This is a genomic window from Brevibacillus sp. FSL K6-6036, assembly GCF_037964015.1.
Lineage (GTDB): Bacteria > Bacillota > Bacilli > Brevibacillales > Brevibacillaceae > Brevibacillus > Brevibacillus borstelensis.
The window spans coordinates 4,502,922-4,521,206 of the sequence record NZ_CP150173.1 but is presented as its reverse complement, the minus strand read 5'-3'; the positions used below and the strand labels follow the sequence as shown (position 1 = coordinate 4,521,206).

Annotated in this window: 17 protein-coding genes and 1 tRNA gene; 12 read left to right on the top strand and 6 right to left on the bottom strand. The window is 53.6% G+C overall.

The features are described from left to right. Positions 1-221: 221 nt before the first annotated feature. Positions 222-1,469 (top strand): branched-chain amino acid ABC transporter substrate-binding protein, encoded by a 1,248-nt coding sequence (locus NST37_RS22240; RefSeq protein WP_003392541.1) that lies wholly within the window; start codon positions 222-224, stop codon positions 1,467-1,469. A 255-nt stretch (positions 1,470-1,724) separates the two neighbouring features. On the opposite strand, the gene NST37_RS22235 is transcribed toward NST37_RS22240, so the two are convergent. From NST37_RS22235 to NST37_RS22215, 5 genes are all read right to left on the bottom strand, one after another. Then, positions 1,725-1,862, bottom strand: a complete 138-nt coding sequence (locus tag NST37_RS22235; RefSeq protein ID WP_003392543.1) for a DUF4023 domain-containing protein — start codon at positions 1,860-1,862, stop codon at positions 1,725-1,727. A gap of 153 nt (positions 1,863-2,015) precedes the next feature. Continuing rightward, positions 2,016-2,366 (bottom strand): hypothetical protein, encoded by a 351-nt coding sequence (locus tag NST37_RS22230; RefSeq protein ID WP_003392545.1) that lies wholly within the window; start codon positions 2,364-2,366, stop codon positions 2,016-2,018. Positions 2,367-2,515: 149 nt separating this feature from the next. After that, positions 2,516-2,971: a hypothetical protein gene (locus NST37_RS22225; protein ID WP_024984827.1), complete on the bottom strand. Its 456-nt coding sequence runs from the start codon at positions 2,969-2,971 to the stop codon at positions 2,516-2,518. Between the two features lie 540 nt (positions 2,972-3,511). After that, a tRNA-Arg gene (locus NST37_RS22220) sits at positions 3,512-3,586 on the bottom strand. A gap of 153 nt (positions 3,587-3,739) precedes the next feature. Beyond that, a complete protein-coding gene (locus NST37_RS22215) occupies positions 3,740-4,735 on the bottom strand; it encodes an iron-siderophore ABC transporter substrate-binding protein (RefSeq protein ID WP_031933209.1) in 996 nt (331 codons plus the stop codon). Between the two features lie 173 nt (positions 4,736-4,908). On the opposite strand from NST37_RS22215, the gene NST37_RS22210 reads away from it, so the two are divergent. The 11 genes from NST37_RS22210 (at position 4,909) to eno (ending at position 17,511) form a co-directional block, all read left to right on the top strand. After that, the gene (locus tag NST37_RS22210; RefSeq protein WP_003392552.1) at positions 4,909-5,919 is read left to right on the top strand and encodes an iron ABC transporter permease; all 1,011 of its coding nucleotides are present in this window, start codon (positions 4,909-4,911) and stop codon (positions 5,917-5,919) included. Further along, a complete protein-coding gene (locus tag NST37_RS22205; RefSeq protein WP_122958724.1) occupies positions 5,912-6,952 on the top strand; it encodes an iron ABC transporter permease in 1,041 nt (346 codons plus the stop codon). The genes NST37_RS22210 and NST37_RS22205 overlap by 8 nt, the downstream gene beginning before the upstream one ends. A 161-nt stretch (positions 6,953-7,113) precedes the next feature. Beyond that, positions 7,114-8,490 (top strand): RNA polymerase factor sigma-54, encoded by a 1,377-nt coding sequence (rpoN, locus tag NST37_RS22200; protein WP_339166697.1) that lies wholly within the window; start codon positions 7,114-7,116, stop codon positions 8,488-8,490. An 8-nt stretch (positions 8,491-8,498) separates the two neighbouring features. Further along, positions 8,499-8,786, top strand: coding sequence for a glutaredoxin family protein (locus NST37_RS22195; RefSeq protein ID WP_003392559.1), 288 nt, complete (start codon positions 8,499-8,501; stop codon positions 8,784-8,786). 274 nt (positions 8,787-9,060) lie between these two features. Further along, complete coding sequence (locus NST37_RS22190) at positions 9,061-10,086, top strand: sugar-binding domain-containing protein (RefSeq protein WP_003392561.1); 1,026 nt, start codon at positions 9,061-9,063, stop codon at positions 10,084-10,086. A 19-nt stretch (positions 10,087-10,105) separates the two neighbouring features. Beyond that, on the top strand, positions 10,106-11,467 hold the full coding sequence (locus NST37_RS22185) for a Na+/H+ antiporter NhaC family protein (RefSeq protein WP_003392563.1): 1,362 nt from the start codon (positions 10,106-10,108) through the stop codon (positions 11,465-11,467). 19 nt (positions 11,468-11,486) lie between these two features. Then, a complete protein-coding gene (gap, locus tag NST37_RS22180) occupies positions 11,487-12,491 on the top strand; it encodes a type I glyceraldehyde-3-phosphate dehydrogenase (protein ID WP_003392565.1) in 1,005 nt (334 codons plus the stop codon). Between the two features lie 104 nt (positions 12,492-12,595). Further along, positions 12,596-13,780 carry a phosphoglycerate kinase gene (locus tag NST37_RS22175; protein ID WP_003392567.1) on the top strand — a complete coding sequence of 395 codons (1,185 nt, stop codon included), beginning with the start codon at positions 12,596-12,598 and terminating at the stop codon, positions 13,778-13,780. Positions 13,781-13,794: 14 nt separating this feature from the next. Beyond that, positions 13,795-14,547: a triose-phosphate isomerase gene (gene tpiA, locus NST37_RS22170; protein WP_339185849.1), complete on the top strand. Its 753-nt coding sequence runs from the start codon at positions 13,795-13,797 to the stop codon at positions 14,545-14,547. A gap of 12 nt (positions 14,548-14,559) precedes the next feature. Beyond that, a complete protein-coding gene (gene gpmI, locus NST37_RS22165) occupies positions 14,560-16,101 on the top strand; it encodes a 2,3-bisphosphoglycerate-independent phosphoglycerate mutase (RefSeq protein ID WP_122958727.1) in 1,542 nt (513 codons plus the stop codon). 123 nt (positions 16,102-16,224) lie between these two features. Beyond that, positions 16,225-17,511: a phosphopyruvate hydratase gene (gene eno, locus NST37_RS22160; RefSeq protein WP_003392575.1), complete on the top strand. Its 1,287-nt coding sequence runs from the start codon at positions 16,225-16,227 to the stop codon at positions 17,509-17,511. Positions 17,512-17,918: 407 nt separating this feature from the next. Here the strand turns inward: eno and NST37_RS22155 are convergent, their stop codons facing one another. After that, positions 17,919-18,125, bottom strand: a complete 207-nt coding sequence (locus tag NST37_RS22155) for a DUF4083 family protein (protein ID WP_003392578.1) — start codon at positions 18,123-18,125, stop codon at positions 17,919-17,921. Positions 18,126-18,285 lie beyond the last annotated feature (160 nt).

Below are 18,285 nucleotides of genomic sequence, written 5' to 3'. Positions count from 1 at the left end.
AAAATTTCCCGTCCGGGCCCGGGTAGCCTTTTTTGATTATGAAGGCAGCCGCAAAACTGTACTGGGACTTGAGTCTTGTATCGAATATCAATATTTTCGATGAAGTGAACAATATCAATCGATTTTGCCAATCTCTTTATATGTTGCAAATTTTCATATTTATTTTACAATGAGAGAAGGTGACTCATTGTTTGTCCGTAAAGTAAAAGGGGGATTTTCGAATGAAAAAACAGAAAACTATGGCTTTTCTTGCAACTGTAGTAGCGCTTGGTACAGCTCTTGCGGGCTGCGGCGGAGGCAACGCTGGCGGGGGCGGCGGAAATGCCAGCGGAGGCGAGCAGCCGGCTCCGCAATCCGGCGGCAATACCGGCTCTTCCAGCGGCGGCGCTCTGCAAAAAATCGTTATCGCGGCAGTAGGACCAATGTCCGGGCAGTACTCCGACTACGGAAGCACGGCAAAGGCCGGTGCCGAGTACGCACTGAAGCAAAATCAGGAGAAGTTTAAAGCGCTGGGCTTCGACGTCCAGATGCTGACACAGGATGACCAGGCCGATCCGAAGCAAGGCGTGGCCGTAGCCCAAATGTTGATCTCCAATCCGGATGTCCTCGGTGTTGTCGGTCACGTGACGACTGGTGCATCGATTACGGCATCGGCGCAATACGAGCAAGAGAAGCTGGTCATGGTGTCTCCGTCCTCCACAGGTTCCAACCTGACTGACGAGGGCAAGAAGGTCGTTCACCGCATCTGTGCGCGCGACGACCAGCAAGGCTCCAAGGCTGCAATTTACGCGAAAAACCAGTTGGGTGTGAAATCCGCTTATATCGTTCACGATAAACAAGCCTACGGCCAAGGCCTGGCTGATGAAGTGAAAAAGCAATTTGAGAAAGACGGCGTAACCATTGCGGGCTACGAGGGCATCACTGCCGGCGAGAAAGACTACAGCGCCGTGATCAACCAAATCCTCGCCGCGAACCCTGAAATGATCTACTTCGGCGGTTATTACTCCGATGCCGGCATCCTGATCAAGCAAGCTCGTGAAAAAGGCTACAAAGGCGTATTCATGGGCGGCGATGGCTACGACTCTGCTGACCTGGTGAAAATTGCGGGCGCAGACAACGCGAACAACGTAATCTTTACCTCCACTGTAGGCGATCTTTCCGCAACAGAAGAGGGCAAGAAGTGGATCAGCGAATTTGAATCGAGCACAGGCAATAAAGTAGGGATCTTCACTTCCTTTGGCTATGACTCCATGAACGTCATGCTGCATGGACTGGAAGAAGCGATTAAAGCGAACAACGGACAAAAGCCGACTCGCGAGCAAGTCCTGGATGCTGTCCATAAAACAAAAGACTTCCAAGGCCAGTTCGTAAAAGTAACATTCAACGAAAAAGGCGACAACGAATTCGCGTCTGTCTACGTGTACAAATACGAGAACGGTCAAAAGGTATTCGTAGGGGAAGCGAAGTAACGACTGATGGGGAAGGGCCGTACAGGACATACTACGGTTGATTGCGACTACCTTTGAAAGGGGTATCCACATGTCCAACAACCGCAGCACCCAATACGGCAACAATCAGGGACACAGCAGCAAATCGCAAACGTCCCAAAACCAAAAGTCCGAAAAGGACAAAAACCTGAACAGGCAAGACCCGCAGTAGCAGGTCAGGCCTTGAGAGGGAGCATAAGGAAACGCCCTGGAGAGGAGCAATCTCCAGGGCGTTTTTTAGCGGATGCGCTGTTTGCTGGGGAGACGTTTTTCCGGGTGGCCGTAGCCATTGTGCTCCTTGTTCTCCTGAGCATGGGCCTGCGCTTCGTGAACTTTTCCGACGAACTCCTTTGTGCTCATCTTGGTAAAATCCATGCGGCACCTCCCAAAATTGGCATCACGCTTTCTTACTATGGCCCAATTGGTCAGGAAACATTTACGGCTCTCCAGTTAACGCCTATTATGAAAAGCCGACATCCTTGCAGAAAAAGGATGATCGGCTTTGTTTTGTTAGTCCCAAGCGAATGTTTACATAGGACCTACATTGAAGTTGAATGTATAAACAAGCATACCGCTATAGTAAACATCTACCTTGTAGTAGCCTGTGGAAGAGGCAATCACTCGACCCCGGGAGTCGATGCTGATCCCGCCCGGTTTTGACTCGTAGGAGATGTAGTGTGTGTAATTGGGGCCGCTGGGAAGACTATCGTAAATAGGATTTTGATAGAGATCCAGGTTCACATTGACTTCAGTAACGCTTGCCACGCCGACTGCAGCTTGCGATGGGGCGATCAAGGCTTCGGCATTAGCCGCAGCTTGTCCTGCCAAAAGCAAGGGAATGGCCAGCAAACCTGACCTGATAAGGTTCATTTTCTTCATCAAGACCCGCTCCTTTATTTCAAATGAACGAACAATACTGTAAATTCCATATACAAAACGCTTTTCGCTGCAAACGACGCCTATCGAAGTTATTCAGTATTAGTAAGATGACGATGCCCGTTGGAATGCTCAACAGGCGCCAAAATAGATTACGGAGTTTGGATGTACATATAGTGCACATCAGCTCCCCAATTCCAGTTTCCAGATTCGTCTTGGACACCTACTGATACACCAAGCGTTTCATTTCTAGGCAGTGAAACGGGAATTTCGAAGGACTGCGTATTGCTGCTTGTGTTTTGGGGCAGTACACCAGAGCTATAAATACTGCCGTTTTTATCATAGACAAGAACCCAGAATGTACTAAATACGGTGTTGTCATCTGGATCAGATTGGACCCACGTTATTTTTGGCTGCTCATTATAGTAGATGGTCGGGCTGTACTCTTTGTTTGAAGCAGGGGTGGTGATGCTCACGTAAGGCCGGTTATTGCCCTGGGCAGATGCGGTTGCCTCGGTTTTGGCAAAGGAAATGGAAGGTACAAGCGAAGTAATTGCCATTAAAGAGGCTAGCAGCAGAGTGGTTTTCTTCAATTTTTTAAGAACCATAATAAAACATCACTTCTAAATAATGTAAATTCAAAATGAATTGTAAACCTTTGTTTCTCAAAAGTAAATAGGTTTATGGTAAAAAATGTAAAGAAAAAGCCGCACACCCGCCTTCCTAGAACGGCAATCTCTATGACGGCGCATTCGAGCGCAATAAAATTCGGAGGTCGATCGGTATATGACGACTTTATTGAAGGATGAAACGGTGTGCAGCGCGGAGTATAACGAAGTCGAACGTGAGGTTAACAAAGTCGAACAAAGTCGAACGTGAGGCTAACGTTGGGGGAGCCAGTAAAAACGCAGCATCAATCGTAACTCTTTTAGGTGCTTCCGTAGCGGCACTATGTATTAGCGCTGTCCACGGTCGTTTTTGCATAATAAAAGCCTCCGTTTCATGTAACGGAGGCTTGCACATATCAGGAACGAGTACATAACGGGTATGGGGTACACGGTGCAGGGGAACGGTTTTGCCGATTTGCTCGCCAGTCCGTCCGGCAAATCACCGCCAGAATCCCGTCATATCGTCGTTTAAAGTCAGTATGGTACGCCCGAGAGGAGTCGAACCTCCGCACGCGGTTCCGGAGACCGCTGCTCTATCCACTGAGCTACGGGCGCATAATAGGATAACTTAAATTATAAAAGATAAGGCGGACAGATGCAAATGAAAAAATTGCAACCCGGATGTTGGGATGCACGAAGGGGAAATGGTTCCATGTACAAGCTTACAGAGCAGCAGGGGTGGGCCCATACTGCTCTGTCGAGTGTGTGTTATTTTACATCAAAGCGCTTCAAAATATCGTCCAGCAACAGTTCGGCTGACAAAATGCTGCCCCCGATGTTCCACACGACGTCGTTGACTTCAAACACTTTGTTGTTTTTCACGACATTGAGGTTTTTCCAGAGCGGGTCGTTCATCACTTCTTCTCTATATTTGGAGCCTTCTTTCTTTTCTCCATGATCCGATACCCAGTAAAACAGCACATCGCCGTCGGCATCAGCCAGTTGTTCCTTTGCGATCACTTGCATGAATTCATCCTTATCCTGAGAGGCCGGACGGGCAAAGCCCAGCTGGCTCAGCATGACGCCTGCAAAGGTATCCTTCATGTAAAGACGGATTTTCCCTGGCTGAAAGCGGATCAATGATACTTTGGCTTTTGTTTTGTCGCCCAGCTTTGCTTTCGCCTCTTCTACCTTTTTGTCAAAGTCGGCCAGGAGCTTTTCACCGTCGGCTTTTTTGCCAAGGGCTTCGGCATACAGCATGAAGTTGGGCTTCCATTTGCCCGCCAGATCCTCGGAGAATACCGTCGGGGCAATGCCGGACAACTGCGAATATACTTTTTCATGGCGGACCTTGTTGCCCAGGATCAGATCTGGTTTGAGGCTCGCGATCAGTTCGATGTTTGGCTGCGCCTCATCGCCCAGTACGGTTACATCCTGCATTTTGTCTTTAATATGGTCATGCCACGGATTTCCGCGCGGGGACTGCACAGCGCCTACAGGTTTGACACCCAGACCGAGCAGGGCTTCTGTCCCCTCGCTGGTCAGGACAACGACGCGCTCCGGGGTACCTTTGATCTCGGCTTCTCCCATCGCGTGTTTTACTTTCCGGATGTCGCTCTTGGTGTCAGTGGCTGCAGCCTGGTCCTGGCCCTGAGATTGCGCCGGTTGGCTGCCCGTGTTGTTTTGGCCGCCGCTGCAGCCCGTGACCAAAAGCATGAGAGACAATGCTGCTGCGATCAAAAGCTGCCACGATGGCTTGTGAATTGCCGACATGATGAAAACCTCCTGATTGATAGTGATTATCATTGTAGACAACATACTGTATTTGGAAAATAGGTGTCAACAGTTTTTTGATAATAATTATCATTTTCATTGACTAGAAGGTGAAAGGGATACTAAAATGTTACCAATGCAATTGGGGAAAGTAGGGAATACGTGTGCCATTTCTCTTGTCCAGCCGAATCCAAAAATCTGTCGTACTGGTCGCAGCCGTTGCGGTGCTGATCGTGGCCGTCGTTGCGAGTATCTTGCTCGGCCTGCAAAATTTCCGTTTTTCGACGGCGGTGGAGGCCTATGTCAGTTTCAATGGAAGCAATGAGCATTTGATCATCAAAAATGCGCGAGTGCCCCGGGCGATCGTCGCCGCATTTGTCGGGGGGAGTCTGGCGGTAGCGGGGGCTCTTTTGCAGGCACTCACCCGCAATCCGCTTGCCTCCCCCTCTATATTTGGAATCAACTCCGGTGCAGCTTTCATGATCGTGTTGTCCCTGTTTCTCTTCGGTCCCGTGTTTTCGTTTACCGAGCTGATGTGGGTTGGCTTTATCGGAGCAAGCTTGACGGCTGTCATGGTCTACATGCTTGGATCAGCCGGACGGGGAGGGATGTCGCCGGTAAAAGTGACCCTTTCCGGCGCGGCAGTCGCTGCGTTTGCCTCGTCGCTGACATCGCTGCTCATGCTCATAGACAACATGGCGCTTGAAGAAGCCCTTAACTGGTTGATTGGATCTGTGTCGGGACGCGATTTGCGCCACGCCCTGCTGATCGTTCCCTATCTGGTATGCGGGTGGATCATTGCCTGGATGCTGGCAGGGTCCTTAAACCTGATGTCTTTGGGGGATGATGTGGCCAAAAGCCTGGGGCAAAAAATTGTCTGGGTCAAGGCAGGTATCGTGCTGGTAGTGGTTCTTCTCGCAGGAGGCGCAGTGGCTCTTGCCGGTCCGATCGGCTTTGTCGGTATCATCATCCCGCACATTTGCCGGTATCTGATCGGCTATGATTATCGTTGGATCATTCCGTACAGTATCGTATTTGGGGCCATCTTTCTGGTGGCAGCCGATCTTATATCCCGCTTTTTGCTAATGCCCAAGGAAGTGCCTGTCGGGGTGGCAACGGCTGTGATCGGAGTTCCGTTCATCATTGCCATCGTAAGGAGGAAGGCCCATGAATAGATATACCGTTGTTCGCAGCCACAAGCCTTCGTATTCGTTCCAGATAGACAAGCGAAACATCGGTATCGTGCTGCTGCTGAGCATCCTGCTGGCAGCGGTCGCCATCATCAGCATCGGCTTGGGCAGCATTCGCATCCCGGTCTCGGAAGTGTTGAGATCATTAGTAGGAGTGGCAGACAGTACGCATCAAATGATCGTCATAAACTTGCGAATGCCGAGAATTGTCGTTTCTCTCCTGGTCGGGGCGGCTTTGGCCGTATCGGGTGCCATCTTGCAAGCGCTGATCCGCAATCCGCTGGCCTCGCCGGATTTGACCGGGACAACTACTGGCGCAACAGCCGCGGCCGTGGCCTTTATCGCCTTTTCTGACGGAAAGTTCAGTATCCAGTGGCTGCCTTTGGTAGCCTTGGCAGGAGGTTTTTTCGCTTCCACTCTTACATACCTGGCCGCATGGAAACGGGGGGTATCTCCTTATCGGTTTGCTTTGATCGGGGTGTCCGTATCCACTGCGATGTCTGCATTGACTGTCTTTTTCATGGTCGCGGGTCCGCTGTACCTGGCATCCCAGGCGCTTGGGTGGCTGTCCGGCACGGTGTACGGCACTTCATGGGACCATGTCCTTGCTGTTTTTCCGTGGATCGCCGGATTTTTGCTGATCGCTGTCGTGCAGGCCCGCAATCTGAATGCCCAAGAGCTGGGGGAGGATGTGGCGAGAGGAGTGGGCGTACCGGTCGAGCGTAAGCGTCTGCTGCTGGTTGCCGTCAGCGTGGCATTGGCGGGCTCGGCTGTAGGGATCGCGGGAGGAATCGGGTTTGTCGGCCTGATGGCTCCTCATATGGCCCGCAAGCTGGTGGGCTCGTCTTATGGCACGCTGCTTCCCGTTTCGGCCTTGCTGGGCGCGTTGTTGGTACTGCTGGCAGATCTTGGAGCCCGCACACTGTTTGTTCCGCTCGATATTCCAGCCGGAGTGTTTACCGCAGCGGTGGGAGCGCCTTTTTTCATGTACCTGCTTTACAAAAGCCGGCAAGGGTAGATTTTTCAAGAAGCGATTCCGATGGTTGGAGTCGCCTTTTTTCATGGTTCCTTTCTTTATTCAGATATTGGCAGGAAAATTGCATGAAAAAGCGAATATAATGAAAAAAAGTGAAACTGCACATGTCGAAAAAACTGGATACTGAGAGGGGGCGGACGCAGATGAACATGGGGCTGGGGCTTTATCAAGAACAGACACTCAAGCTTGTGATGACACCGGAGCTCAGACAGGCCATTACGATTTTACAATATTCGGCCGTCGATCTCGTCTCGTATTTGCAGGAGCAAGCCAATGAAAATCCCGTGTTCGAGCTGCAGGAAGCGGTGGTGGAGCTGGCACCGGCAAAAATGGAAAAGCCGCTGCCGGAAATTGACTGGAAGGAAATTGTAGGCAATCGGGCGACGGGCGAATATACGGCGGGCAAAAATGAAAGCACTTACAATCCGCTGGACTTCGTTACGCAACGGTCGGTTACGCTGTATGAACATTTGGAGCGCCAGCTCGGCTATTTCAAAAGCTTTACGCAGCCGCAGCGGAGAATCGCTCTGTTTTTGATCGGAAACCTGGACGAAAAAGGCTACCTGGAAATTACCCTGGAGGAGGCGTCCCAGCGATTGGGCGCCGATCTTGAAGAGCTGGAGGACGTCCTGACTGTTCTGCAGCATTTCGATCCTGCCGGCGTAGCCGCGAGAAGCCTGGAAGAATGTCTGCTTCTGCAGCTCAGACACATGGGGAAGGACGATGATCATGTCGTTGAGATCGTCACCTCGCACCTCCAGGACCTGGCTGACTGCCGCTACCAGCGCATCGCCGACAAGGTGGGCTGTACGGTGCAGGAGGTTCAGGCGATAGCCGATCTCCTGCGGACGCTGAATCCCCGTCCGGGCGCAGCCTTTTCCCAAGTGGAGACGCGGTATGTGATTCCGGATGTAGCCGTTGAAAAGGTGGGCGACGAATACATCGTCCTGGTCAACGATGTGGCAACTCCCAGACTTAAAATCAACAGCTTTTACGAAAAAATGCTGAGCCAGCAAAAGAGCCAGGAAGAGGCGAAGCAGTTTATCCACGAAAAGCTGAACGCCGCCATGTGGCTGGCAAAAAGTCTGGAGCAGCGCCGTCTCACCCTGATGCGGGTGACGCAGGCCATCGTCGACATGCAGCGGGATTTCTTTGAGCGCGGCATTCATTATTTGAAGCCGATGACGCAAAAGGAAATCGCCGAGCGGGTAGGGCTGCACGAATCGACGATCAGCCGGGCGACGAGCAACAAGTACGTACAGACGCCGCGAGGCATTTTCGAGCTGAAATACTTTTTTACCTCGGCGCTTTCTACAGCGAACGGAGAAGCGACTTCTTCGGAAAGCGTAAAACGCAGGATCAAGGCGCTGATCGAGCAGGAAGACCGGAAGCAGCCGCTGTCCGATCAGAAGCTGGCCGAAATGCTGCTGCAGGAGGGAATTGAAATTTCCCGCCGCACAGTAGCGAAGTATCGCGAGGAGATGCTGATCCCATCCTCAGCCAAACGAAAGAGGTTCTAAGAGGTCCGATGAGTTCAAAGCCATTTCAAATCGTCCTGTACGGCCGCCCCGGATGCCATCTTTGCGACCAGGTGGAGCAACTGATCCTTCTGTTGCGGGAGGAATTTCCGCTGGAGCTGCGGCTTGTCAATATTGAGAAAGACCCCGCGCTGCATGAGCGGTACATGTTTGTCATTCCCGTAGTAGAGATTGACGGCGAGGAAGTATTTCCGTCGGTAACGCATGTGGTCACTTGGGAGGAGCTGCATGCCGAGCTGGCGAAGCGCGCGGCCAGAAAAACCGGGGAGGAAAAGTAGGTAGACCGAGGCAGAAAGCCCGGAAACCTCTGATCCTTTGTCCGCTACCTGCAAGCGGTCTGCGTGCAGTCGAGAGCCGGGCATATTATCATGTAATGTCATGTCAGATCCCTCTGCAAATCAGCGGAGGGATCTTGCATGTTATTTACATTTGTGCTACATTCGAAATGAAGCTGAAGTTTTATTTTTTTGCCCTAAGCGGGACGTAAAATGTATGTACAGGGACAAAAAATGTCCCGATTAGAAAAACCTTGGCAAAAAGGACGTACAGACAATGCGGCGATTTATCGAAATGCAACAAAAACTGCTTCCTGACCTGATCGAGGTTATGCGGGGCCGCTACATGCTGCTGCGGTCTGTTTACCACCTGCAGCCCATCGGGAGAAGGGCTCTGGCCCAAGCGATGCAAAGCACGGAGCGGATCCTCCGGGCCGAGGTTGAGCTGTTGAAGGAAACCGGACTTTTGCATGTGACAGCGGCAGGCATGAGCCTCAGCGAAGAGGGCCAGCGCATATTGGAGGAGATGGAGCCTCTGATGGGCGACCTGTTCGGGCTGACCGAGCTGGCTGAGCGTCTGCAGCATTTGCTCGGCATCCCGCACGTGATCGTAGTGCAGGGAAACGCGGACCACTCTCCCTGGGTAAAGGAAGAGCTGGGACGGGTCGGCGCCCGGATGCTGAAGCAGTACATCCGCGAAGGAGACATCGTGGCGGTGACGGGGGGAACCTCGATCGCGAGCGTTGCCCATCATCTGTCGCCGGCGCCATCCTTTCGGGGTGTGCAGTTTGTCCCGGCCCGCGGCGGTCTGGGCGAGCGCGTAGAGCTGCAGGCAAACACCCTCGCTTCCGCCATGGCAGCCAAGACAGGCAGTTCGTACCGGCTCCTCCACGTTCCTGACCGGCTTCACCCGGAAGCCCTGCAAACGCTGATGAAGGAGCCGCAGGTGCAGGATGTGCTCTCGCTTTTGCAGCATTCGCGGATTGTGATTCACGGCATCGGCGATGCGCTCGCGATGGCGAAGCGGCGGAACTACTCGGAAGCAGAGCTGGCAGAGCTGCAGGAGGCTGGCGCGGTATCGGAGGCGTTCGGCTACTACTTCAATGCCGCAGGAGAAACCGTACATCGGATGCCCACGATCGGGCTGCAGCTGGAGGATGTACAGCGGGCCGAGACGGTGCTGTCCATCGCCGGAGGAGAAAGCAAGGCAAAAGCGATTCTTTCCTTTGCCAGACAGTCGTGCCAAAATGTACTTATTACGGACGAAGGAGCAGCACTGGCGATTTTGTCCGAGCGACTGTAACGCAAAGGAAGTGCGCACGATGAAATTCCTGACGGTCCTTCCCATTGTCTCGCTGATTGTCGGCATAGCGCTCAGTTTGACATTCGGTTTTCCGCTGTTTTTGGGGATTGTTTTGGCAATCTTGGTCACACTGGTTAGTGTAAAAAGACTTGGGTATTCCTGGCGCAAGCAGTGGGAATTTGGCCGGGAAGGAATTAAACAGACGAAGCCGGTCCTGATCATCCTGTTTTTGGTCGGGCTGCTCATCCCGTTCCTGATGATGGGCGGCACCATCCCGGCGATCATTTACTACGGACTGTCTGTAGTCGACGTGCAGTACATGCTGAGTCTCTCCTTTTTACTGTCGGCCGGAACCAGCTATCTGCTGGGCACCTCGGTCGGCACCTTGAGCACGGTCGGGCTGGCGCTGATGGGCATCTCCCATACGGCCGGCATTTCTCCGGCTATGGTGGCTGGCGCTCTGATCAGCGGAGCGATGGTCGGAGAGCGGTTTTCTCCGATTTCCAGCAGCCGCCTGCTGATTCTCAGCACCATTGGCGTGCAAGAGGGAGAGGGGCGCAAAAGCAGTTGGCCTGCCTTGCTGGGGGTCGCGATCACGGCACTGATGTTTCTGGGGCTTGACCTCTTCCGGCAAGGGGCGAGCGAGACCGGGATGATCGGGCAATACCAAGGACTTCTGCGGCAATTCTTCTCCATCGGCTTGCTGCCGCTCGTGCCGCTGCTGGTGCTGGTCGGATCATTTGCCTGCCGGGTAAAGGCGATTCCGGCCCTCCTGTACGGCCTTGTCACGGCAGCGGTACTAGTCATCGCCACTGTACCGATGCAGTTCGCAGAGATGGGGCGCTCTATCCTCTATGGCTATGAGCTGCACACTGGCACAACGCTGGATCAGCTCGTGCACGGCGGAGGAATGCTCTCCATCCTGAGTGTCCTCGTGGTGATCACGCTGGCGGGCTTTCTGAACGGAATCCTGAACAAAGCAAACCTGCTGGCGCCACTCGTCGAGAAAATGATGGGGGATACGCAAAACACCGTCATCCTGGCCGGGAAGGCCGTGCTTTTGTCCCTGTTGGTCATCATGATCAGCTGCAACCAGACGATTCCGATCCTGGTGATGGGCTCGACATTGCTGCCGCGGTTTAGCCGCATGGAAAAAGGAAGCGTGTTTTTAGGGAGGACGATGCTTGATGCGACGCTGGTCATGCCTGTGCTGATTCCTTGGAACGGCCTCGCGATGGTCATGTCGGTGACGCTCGGCATTCCCACTTTAGATATATTGCCTTACTTATTCTTCTCATTTGTTTTGCCTGTACTGACGATAGCAACCGCCCGAACCTTTCAGGCCCCGGGCAGTCTTCTACCACACAAAAAAGCGATGTAGAGAGCAGGAGGTATTTTTTATGGTAAAAGTAGGGATTAACGGATTTGGACGTATCGGCCGCAATGTATTCCGTGCAGCACTGAACAACCCGAACGTGGAAATCGTGGCGGTCAACGACCTGACAGACGCCGCTACGCTGGCTCACCTGTTGAAATACGATTCGGTACATGGCGTGCTTCCGGTTGAAGTCGAAGCGCATGAAAATACACTGGTCGTAGACGGCAAGGAAATCAAGGTACTGGCTGAACGCGACCCGGCTGCTCTGAAATGGGCGGACTACGGCGTAGAGATCGTCGTCGAATCTACCGGCCGTTTCACCAAGCGCGAGGACGCTGCGAAACATCTGGAGGGCGGCGCGAAAAAAGTGATCATTTCCGCACCGGCTACAAACGAAGACATCACGATTGTTATGGGTGTAAACGAAGACAAATACGATGCAGAGAAGCACACTGTCATCTCCAACGCCTCCTGCACGACCAACTGTCTGGCTCCGTTTGCCAAAGTGCTGAATGAGAAGTTCGGAATCGTTCGCGGTCTGATGACGACTGTTCACTCCTACACCAACGACCAGCAAATCCTCGACCTGCCGCACAAAGACCTGCGTCGCGCCCGTGCAGCAGCCGAAAACATCATTCCGACGTCTACAGGAGCGGCAAAGGCGGTTGCGCTGGTGCTGCCTGAGCTGAAGGGCAAGCTGAACGGCTTCGCGATGCGTGTACCGACTCCAAACGTCTCTGTCGTGGACCTGGTAGTCGAGCTGAAGCAAGACGTAACGGTAGACGAAGTAAACGGCGTACTGAAGGAAGCCGCTGAAGGACCGCTGAAAGGCATTCTCGGCTATTCCGAAAAACCGCTCGTTTCTTCCGACTACAACGGTAACCCGGATTCCTCCACAATCGATGCGCTCTCTACGATGGTGCTCGAAGGCAACATGGTGAAGGTAGTCTCCTGGTACGACAACGAGTGGGGCTATTCCAACCGCGTCGTAGACCTCTGCCATTTTGTTGCACAGCGCGGCTTGTAACACGTAAAATAGAACTGTTGTGAAAAAGGGAGAGCAGCCTCTCCCTTTTCCCATATGGGGATGTTACTATTTTCGGGAAGCCATTCTACTGGGGAGGATCGTTCATGAACAAGAAGTCTATCCGCGATACAGATCTGGCAGGAAAACGGGTCTTTTGCCGCGTCGATTTCAACGTGCCGATGCAGGACGGCGTGATTACGGATGATACACGGATTCGCGCTGCCGTGCCGACGATTCGGTTTTTGCGGGACGCAGGGGCCAAGGTGATTCTGGCCAGCCACTTCGGCCGTCCAAAGGGACAAGTAGTCGAAGAGATGAGACTGACTCCGGTCGCGCAGCATTTGTCCGGGCTTTTGGGAACAGAAGTAAAGAAGCTGAATGATTCTGTCGGTCCGGAGGTGGAAGCAGCAGTTGCAGGAATGCAAAACGGCGACGTCATCCTGTTGGAAAACGTCCGCTTCCATGCCGGCGAGGAAAAGAACGACCCAGAGTTGGCGAAAAGCTTTGCGCAGTTGGCTGACCTGTTTGTCAATGACGCTTTTGGCGCCGCTCACCGGGCTCATGCGTCCACGGCAGGCATTGCAGATTACATACCGGCCGTAGCCGGGCTTTTAATGGAAAAGGAAATCCGCTTCCTCGGCGGCGCGCTGTCCCGTCCAGAGCGGCCATTTACAGCCATCGTCGGCGGGGCGAAGGTGAAGGATAAAATCGCCGTGATTGAAAATCTGCTTACGAAAGTAGACCATTTGATCATTGGCGGGGGAATGGCGAATACGTTCCTCAAAGCGCAGGGCTACGGAATCGGCGCATCCCTTTGCGAGGATGACAAGCTGGACTTGGCTCGCACGCTGATGGAGCAAGCGAAAGAACGCGGCGTACAGCTGCTGATGCCGGTCGACGTAGTGGTCGCGGATCGGTTTGCCGCAGACGCAGACAAGCAGACCGTTTCCATCGATGCCATTCCGGAAGGCTGGATGGCGCTGGACATCGGGCCGAAAACAGTCGAGCTGTATCGCAAGGTCATCGTCGACTCCAAGACCGTCGTCTGGAACGGACCGATGGGCGTATTCGAAATGGACGCGTTTGCCAGCGGTACGATTGGCGTAGCCAAAGCAATGGAAGCATGCCAGGGCACGACGATTATCGGCGGCGGCGATTCTGTGGCAGCTGTCGAGAAAGCGGGCGTAGCCGAGCACATGACGCATATTTCTACCGGCGGCGGCGCATCCCTGGAGTTCATGGAAGGCAAAGAGCTCCCGGGCGTGGCCGTTTTGCAGGATAACGAATAGGAGGGAGATTCCTCTTGAGAACCCCGATAGTGGCAGGAAACTGGAAAATGTTTAAAACGATTGCGGAGGCGAAGCAATTCGCCGAAGCTGTAAAACAGCAGGATGCTGTTGCAGGCGTGGAGCAAGTAGTCTGCGCGCCGTTTACGGCACTGGCGGCATTGGCCGAAGCGTTGAAAGGGACAGAGGTGGCCCTTGGCGCACAAAACATGCATTTTGAGGAGCAGGGCGCATTTACGGGAGAAATCAGCCCGCTGATGCTGAAGGAAATCGGCGTCTGCTATGTGATCATCGGACACTCGGAGCGCCGCCAGTACTTTAACGAAACAGACGAGAGCGTGAACAAGAAGACGCTGGCAGCCCTGAAGCACGGCCTGCGTCCGATCGTCTGCGTCGGAGAGAGCCTGGAGGAGCGGGAAGCAGGCAAAACGGCCGAAGTCGTTCGCAAACAGACGGAAGCCGCTTTGACAGACGTTACCCCGGATCAGCTCGCAGACGTAGTCATCGCCTATGAGCCGATCTGGGCGATTGGAACGGGCAAGTCCTCGACGGCAGCGGATGCCAACGAAACCATTGCGATTATCCGCAGTATGATTGCCGAGCGCTTCGGGCAACAGGAAGCCGATAAAGTCCGCATCCAGTACGGCGGAAGCGTAAAGCCGGAGAACATCGGCGGCTATATGGCCGAAAAGGACATCGACGGCGCGTTGGTAGGCGGCGCAAGCTTGACGGCAGACAGCTTTTTTGCGTTGGTCAAAGGCGCCAAATAAGGAGGGAACACCATGACACAACGTCCGAAACCGGTAGCCCTGATCATTTTGGACGGATTCGCCCTGCGGGAGGAGACGTACGGAAACGCCGTGGCGCAGTCCAAAAAGCCCAATTTTGACCGCTACTGGAATCAGTACCCGCATGCAACCCTTCAGGCGAGCGGACTGGCTGTCGGCCTGCCGGAAGGGCAGATGGGCAACTCCGAGGTCGGCCACCTGAACATCGGTGCCGGACGGGTTGTTTATCAGGATCTGACCCGGATCACGAAGTCCATCCAGGAAGGCGACTTTTTTGAGAACGAAACCTTGGTGGGCGCGTTCGAGCACGCCAGGCAAAACGGCAAGCAGGTGCACTTGTTCGGACTTTTGTCCGACGGCGGTGTGCACAGCCACATCAACCACCTGTTTGCGATTTTGGAGCTGGCGAAAAAGCAGGACGTGGACCGCGTCTTCATTCACGGCTTTTTGGACGGTCGCGACGTGGCCCCGGACAGTGCGGTTCGCTACATTGAAGAGCTGCAGCAAAAGATCGAGCAAATCGGCGTAGGCCGCATCGCGACGGTGCAGGGCCGCTATTACGCGATGGATCGGGACAAGCGCTGGGAGCGGATCGAAAAGGCGTACCGCGCCATGGTGTACGGAGATGCCCCAGCCTATACCGACCCGATCAAGGCCGTAAAAGAATCGTATGAGAAGTCGATCATGGATGAATTCGTCATGCCGACGGTGATCACGGACGATCAGGGCAAGCCTGTTTCCACGATCCAGAACGGCGATTCGATCATCTTCTTCAACTTCCGTCCGGACCGCGCGATCCAGATCTCGCAGGCGTTTACCAACGAGGACTTCCGCGGATTTGACCGCGGGGAAGGTCGTCCGCGCGACCTGTACTTTGTCTGCCTGACTCATTTTTCCGAGTCGGTCGACGGGTATGTGGCCTACAAGCCGGCCAATCTGGACAATACGCTGGGCGAGGTGCTTTCCCAGAACGGCTTGAAGCAGCTTCGCATCGCCGAGACGGAAAAGTACCCGCATGTCACGTTCTTTTTCAGCGGCGGCCGCGAGCAGGAATTCCCGGGCGAGACCCGCATCCTGATCCCGTCCCCGAAGGTAGCGACGTACGATCTCCAGCCGGAGATGAGCGCACCGGAAGTCACGGAGGCGGTCGTGAAAGAGATCGAGGCGGAGAATTTTGACGCCATCATTCTCAACTTTGCCAACTGCGACATGGTTGGCCACTCGGGCAAGATGGAGCCGACGATCAAGGCGGTCGAGACGGTAGATGCCTGCCTCGGAAAAGTGGTGGACGCTATCATCGCCAAAGGCGGTGTCGCCATCATCACAGCCGATCACGGCAACGCCGATCTGATGCTCGATGAGGCGGGACGTCCGATCACCTCGCACAGCACGTACCCGGTACCTGTCATTGTCACGCGCGAAGGCCTGACGCTGCGGGAAGACGGCATTTTGGCCGATTTGTCCCCGACGATGCTCCAGCTTCTGGGTGTAGAACAGCCTCCAGAGATGACAGGCAAGCCATTGACTGTGAAATAAACTTGCCGGGAAAAATATTTTGCAAAACGAAGAGCTTGACCGAATGATGTTCAAATAGGTATGAATGTATGTGTAACGGAATTGGTTATACATGAAAAGCGATCATAAGGAGATGGATGGCAAATGGCGATGATTACCGATGTTTATGCACGCGAAATCATGGACTCTCGCGGAAATCCGACAGTAGAAGTGGAAGTGTATCTGGAAGACGGCTCGATGGGCCGTGCTGCAGTGCCATCCGGTGCTTCTACGGGTGCATACGAGGCTGTTGAGCTGCGCGATGGAGACAAATCCCGCTACCTCGGCAAAGGCGTTTTGAAAGCCGTCGAAAACGTAAACGAGATTATCGCTCCTGAGCTGATCGGCATGGATGCCATGGATCAAGTCGGTATCGACATGGCAATGATCCAGCTAGACGGAACTCCGAACAAAGCGAAGCTGGGCGCAAACGCAATCCTCGGCGTATCGATGGCTGTCGCTCGCGCGGCTGCTGAATCTCTCGGCGTTTCCCTGTACAACTATCTGGGCGGCTTCAACGCAAAGACACTGCCCGTGCCGATGATGAACATCCTCAACGGCGGCAAGCACGCGGACAACACCGTCGACATTCAGGAATTCATGGTGATGCCGGTAGGCGCTCCGTCCTTCAAGGAAGCGCTGCGCACCGGAGCAGAGATTTTCCACTCCCTGAAAAAGGTATTGAATGAAAAAGGCCTGAGCACCGCTGTGGGCGACGAGGGCGGCTTCGCGCCAAACCTGAAATCCAACGAAGAAGCGATTACCACGATCCTGGAAGCGATCAAAAATGCAGGCTACGAGCCGGGCAAGGACGTCTTCCTCGCACTGGACGTGGCCGCTACCGAAATGTACAAGGACGGCAGCTACCACTTTGAAGGCGAAGGCGTCGTGAAGAGCACAGACGAAATGATCGCTTTCTACGAGGATCTGGTAAGCAAATACCCGATCATCTCCATCGAGGACGGCCTGTCCGAGGACGACTGGGATGGCTGGAAAAAGCTGACTGACCGTCTGGGCGGAAAAGTGCAGCTCGTCGGCGACGACCTGTTCGTGACCAACACCGAGCGTCTGGCGCGCGGCATCGAGTCTTCCACAGGAAACTCCATCCTGGTGAAAGTAAACCAGATCGGTACCCTGACCGAAACCTTCGACGCCATCGAAATGGCGAAACGCGCAGGCTACACAGCCGTCATCTCGCACCGTTCCGGCGAAACCGAGGATTCCACCATCTCCGATATCGCTGTGGCGACCAACGCGGGTCAAATCAAAACCGGCGCTCCGTCCCGTACCGACCGTGTGGCGAAGTACAACCAATTGCTGCGCATCGAAGACGAGCTGGGCGATACCGCTCGCTTTGGCGGCCGTGCTGCTTTTTACAACTTGAAGAAGTAAGGGCTGCGGTCCTTCAGGCAACTTGAAGAAGTAAGGGCTGCGAGCTTTGTTGCAACTCGAAAGAAGTAAGGGTTGCTTTCCTGCAGTCTTTTGAAAAGAGCTTTCTCCTTGAACAGGAGGAAGCTCTTTTTATGTGATGGGGGAGGCCCGTTATTTCTCAAAGAAGGGGGAATTGGCTTTTATCGAGACTATTGGCAACAGGCGATGGACGATTCGGAAACGAATGAACGGTTGTGCGGAGAAATAGTCAAAAGGGGTTTGGAGTATGAAGACTTCAGGAATGGTTGATCTCTTGAGATTTAAAAAATCCGGTGCTCCCGTATAGTGACGGCAGAAACATCGGATTTTCTTTTCGGATGCGAACATGAAAAAAATTTTACGCAGGCAGCAGCAGTCGCCAGCGGGAATCATTTGTTCTGATCGCGGTCTTCCTTGCGCTCCTGGAGTTCGATCAGCCGATCGAGCTTCTCTTCGATTTGTTTCAGCCCGTCGCTGCCCGTGCTCGAATTTTGGAGAAGCTTGCGGATAAAGGCTGCAAGGGAGATGACAAAGAGTATGAGCAGTATGACGACAACCGACATAAGAATGAGACCGGGGATGCCGATACTGTGCAAGGGTAGCAGCTCCTTTCAGTGGGTATATAGGAAGGATTCTCCATTTTACATAGTTTTCCTTGTACTTTCAGAAAGTTTACCCAGACTAAATCAAGCAGGCATAAAAAAGGCTCCGCCGTAATACAGCGAAGCCTTACTTATTTTGACAGTCATTGTCGTT

Excerpts from the sequence above, each read along its gene's own strand:
- NST37_RS22195 (WP_003392559.1), top strand. The coding sequence starts at position 8,499 with ATGAGTTCAAAGCCATTTCAAATCGTCCTGTACGGCCGCCCCGGATGC.
- eno (WP_003392575.1), top strand. The coding sequence starts at position 16,225 with ATGGCGATGATTACCGATGTTTATGCACGCGAAATCATGGACTCTCGC.
- rpoN (WP_339166697.1), top strand. The coding sequence starts at position 7,114 with ATGAACATGGGGCTGGGGCTTTATCAAGAACAGACACTCAAGCTTGTG.
- NST37_RS22205 (WP_122958724.1), top strand. The coding sequence starts at position 5,912 with ATGAATAGATATACCGTTGTTCGCAGCCACAAGCCTTCGTATTCGTTC.
- NST37_RS22190 (WP_003392561.1), top strand. The coding sequence starts at position 9,061 with ATGCGGCGATTTATCGAAATGCAACAAAAACTGCTTCCTGACCTGATC.
- NST37_RS22230 (WP_003392545.1), bottom strand. The coding sequence starts at position 2,366 with ATGAAGAAAATGAACCTTATCAGGTCAGGTTTGCTGGCCATTCCCTTG.
- NST37_RS22225 (WP_024984827.1), bottom strand. The coding sequence starts at position 2,971 with ATGGTTCTTAAAAAATTGAAGAAAACCACTCTGCTGCTAGCCTCTTTA.
- gpmI (WP_122958727.1), top strand. The coding sequence starts at position 14,560 with ATGACACAACGTCCGAAACCGGTAGCCCTGATCATTTTGGACGGATTC.
- NST37_RS22235 (WP_003392543.1), bottom strand. The coding sequence starts at position 1,862 with ATGGATTTTACCAAGATGAGCACAAAGGAGTTCGTCGGAAAAGTTCAC.
- NST37_RS22185 (WP_003392563.1), top strand. The coding sequence starts at position 10,106 with ATGAAATTCCTGACGGTCCTTCCCATTGTCTCGCTGATTGTCGGCATA.
- gap (WP_003392565.1), top strand. The coding sequence starts at position 11,487 with ATGGTAAAAGTAGGGATTAACGGATTTGGACGTATCGGCCGCAATGTA.
- NST37_RS22175 (WP_003392567.1), top strand. The coding sequence starts at position 12,596 with ATGAACAAGAAGTCTATCCGCGATACAGATCTGGCAGGAAAACGGGTC.
- NST37_RS22240 (WP_003392541.1), top strand. The coding sequence starts at position 222 with ATGAAAAAACAGAAAACTATGGCTTTTCTTGCAACTGTAGTAGCGCTT.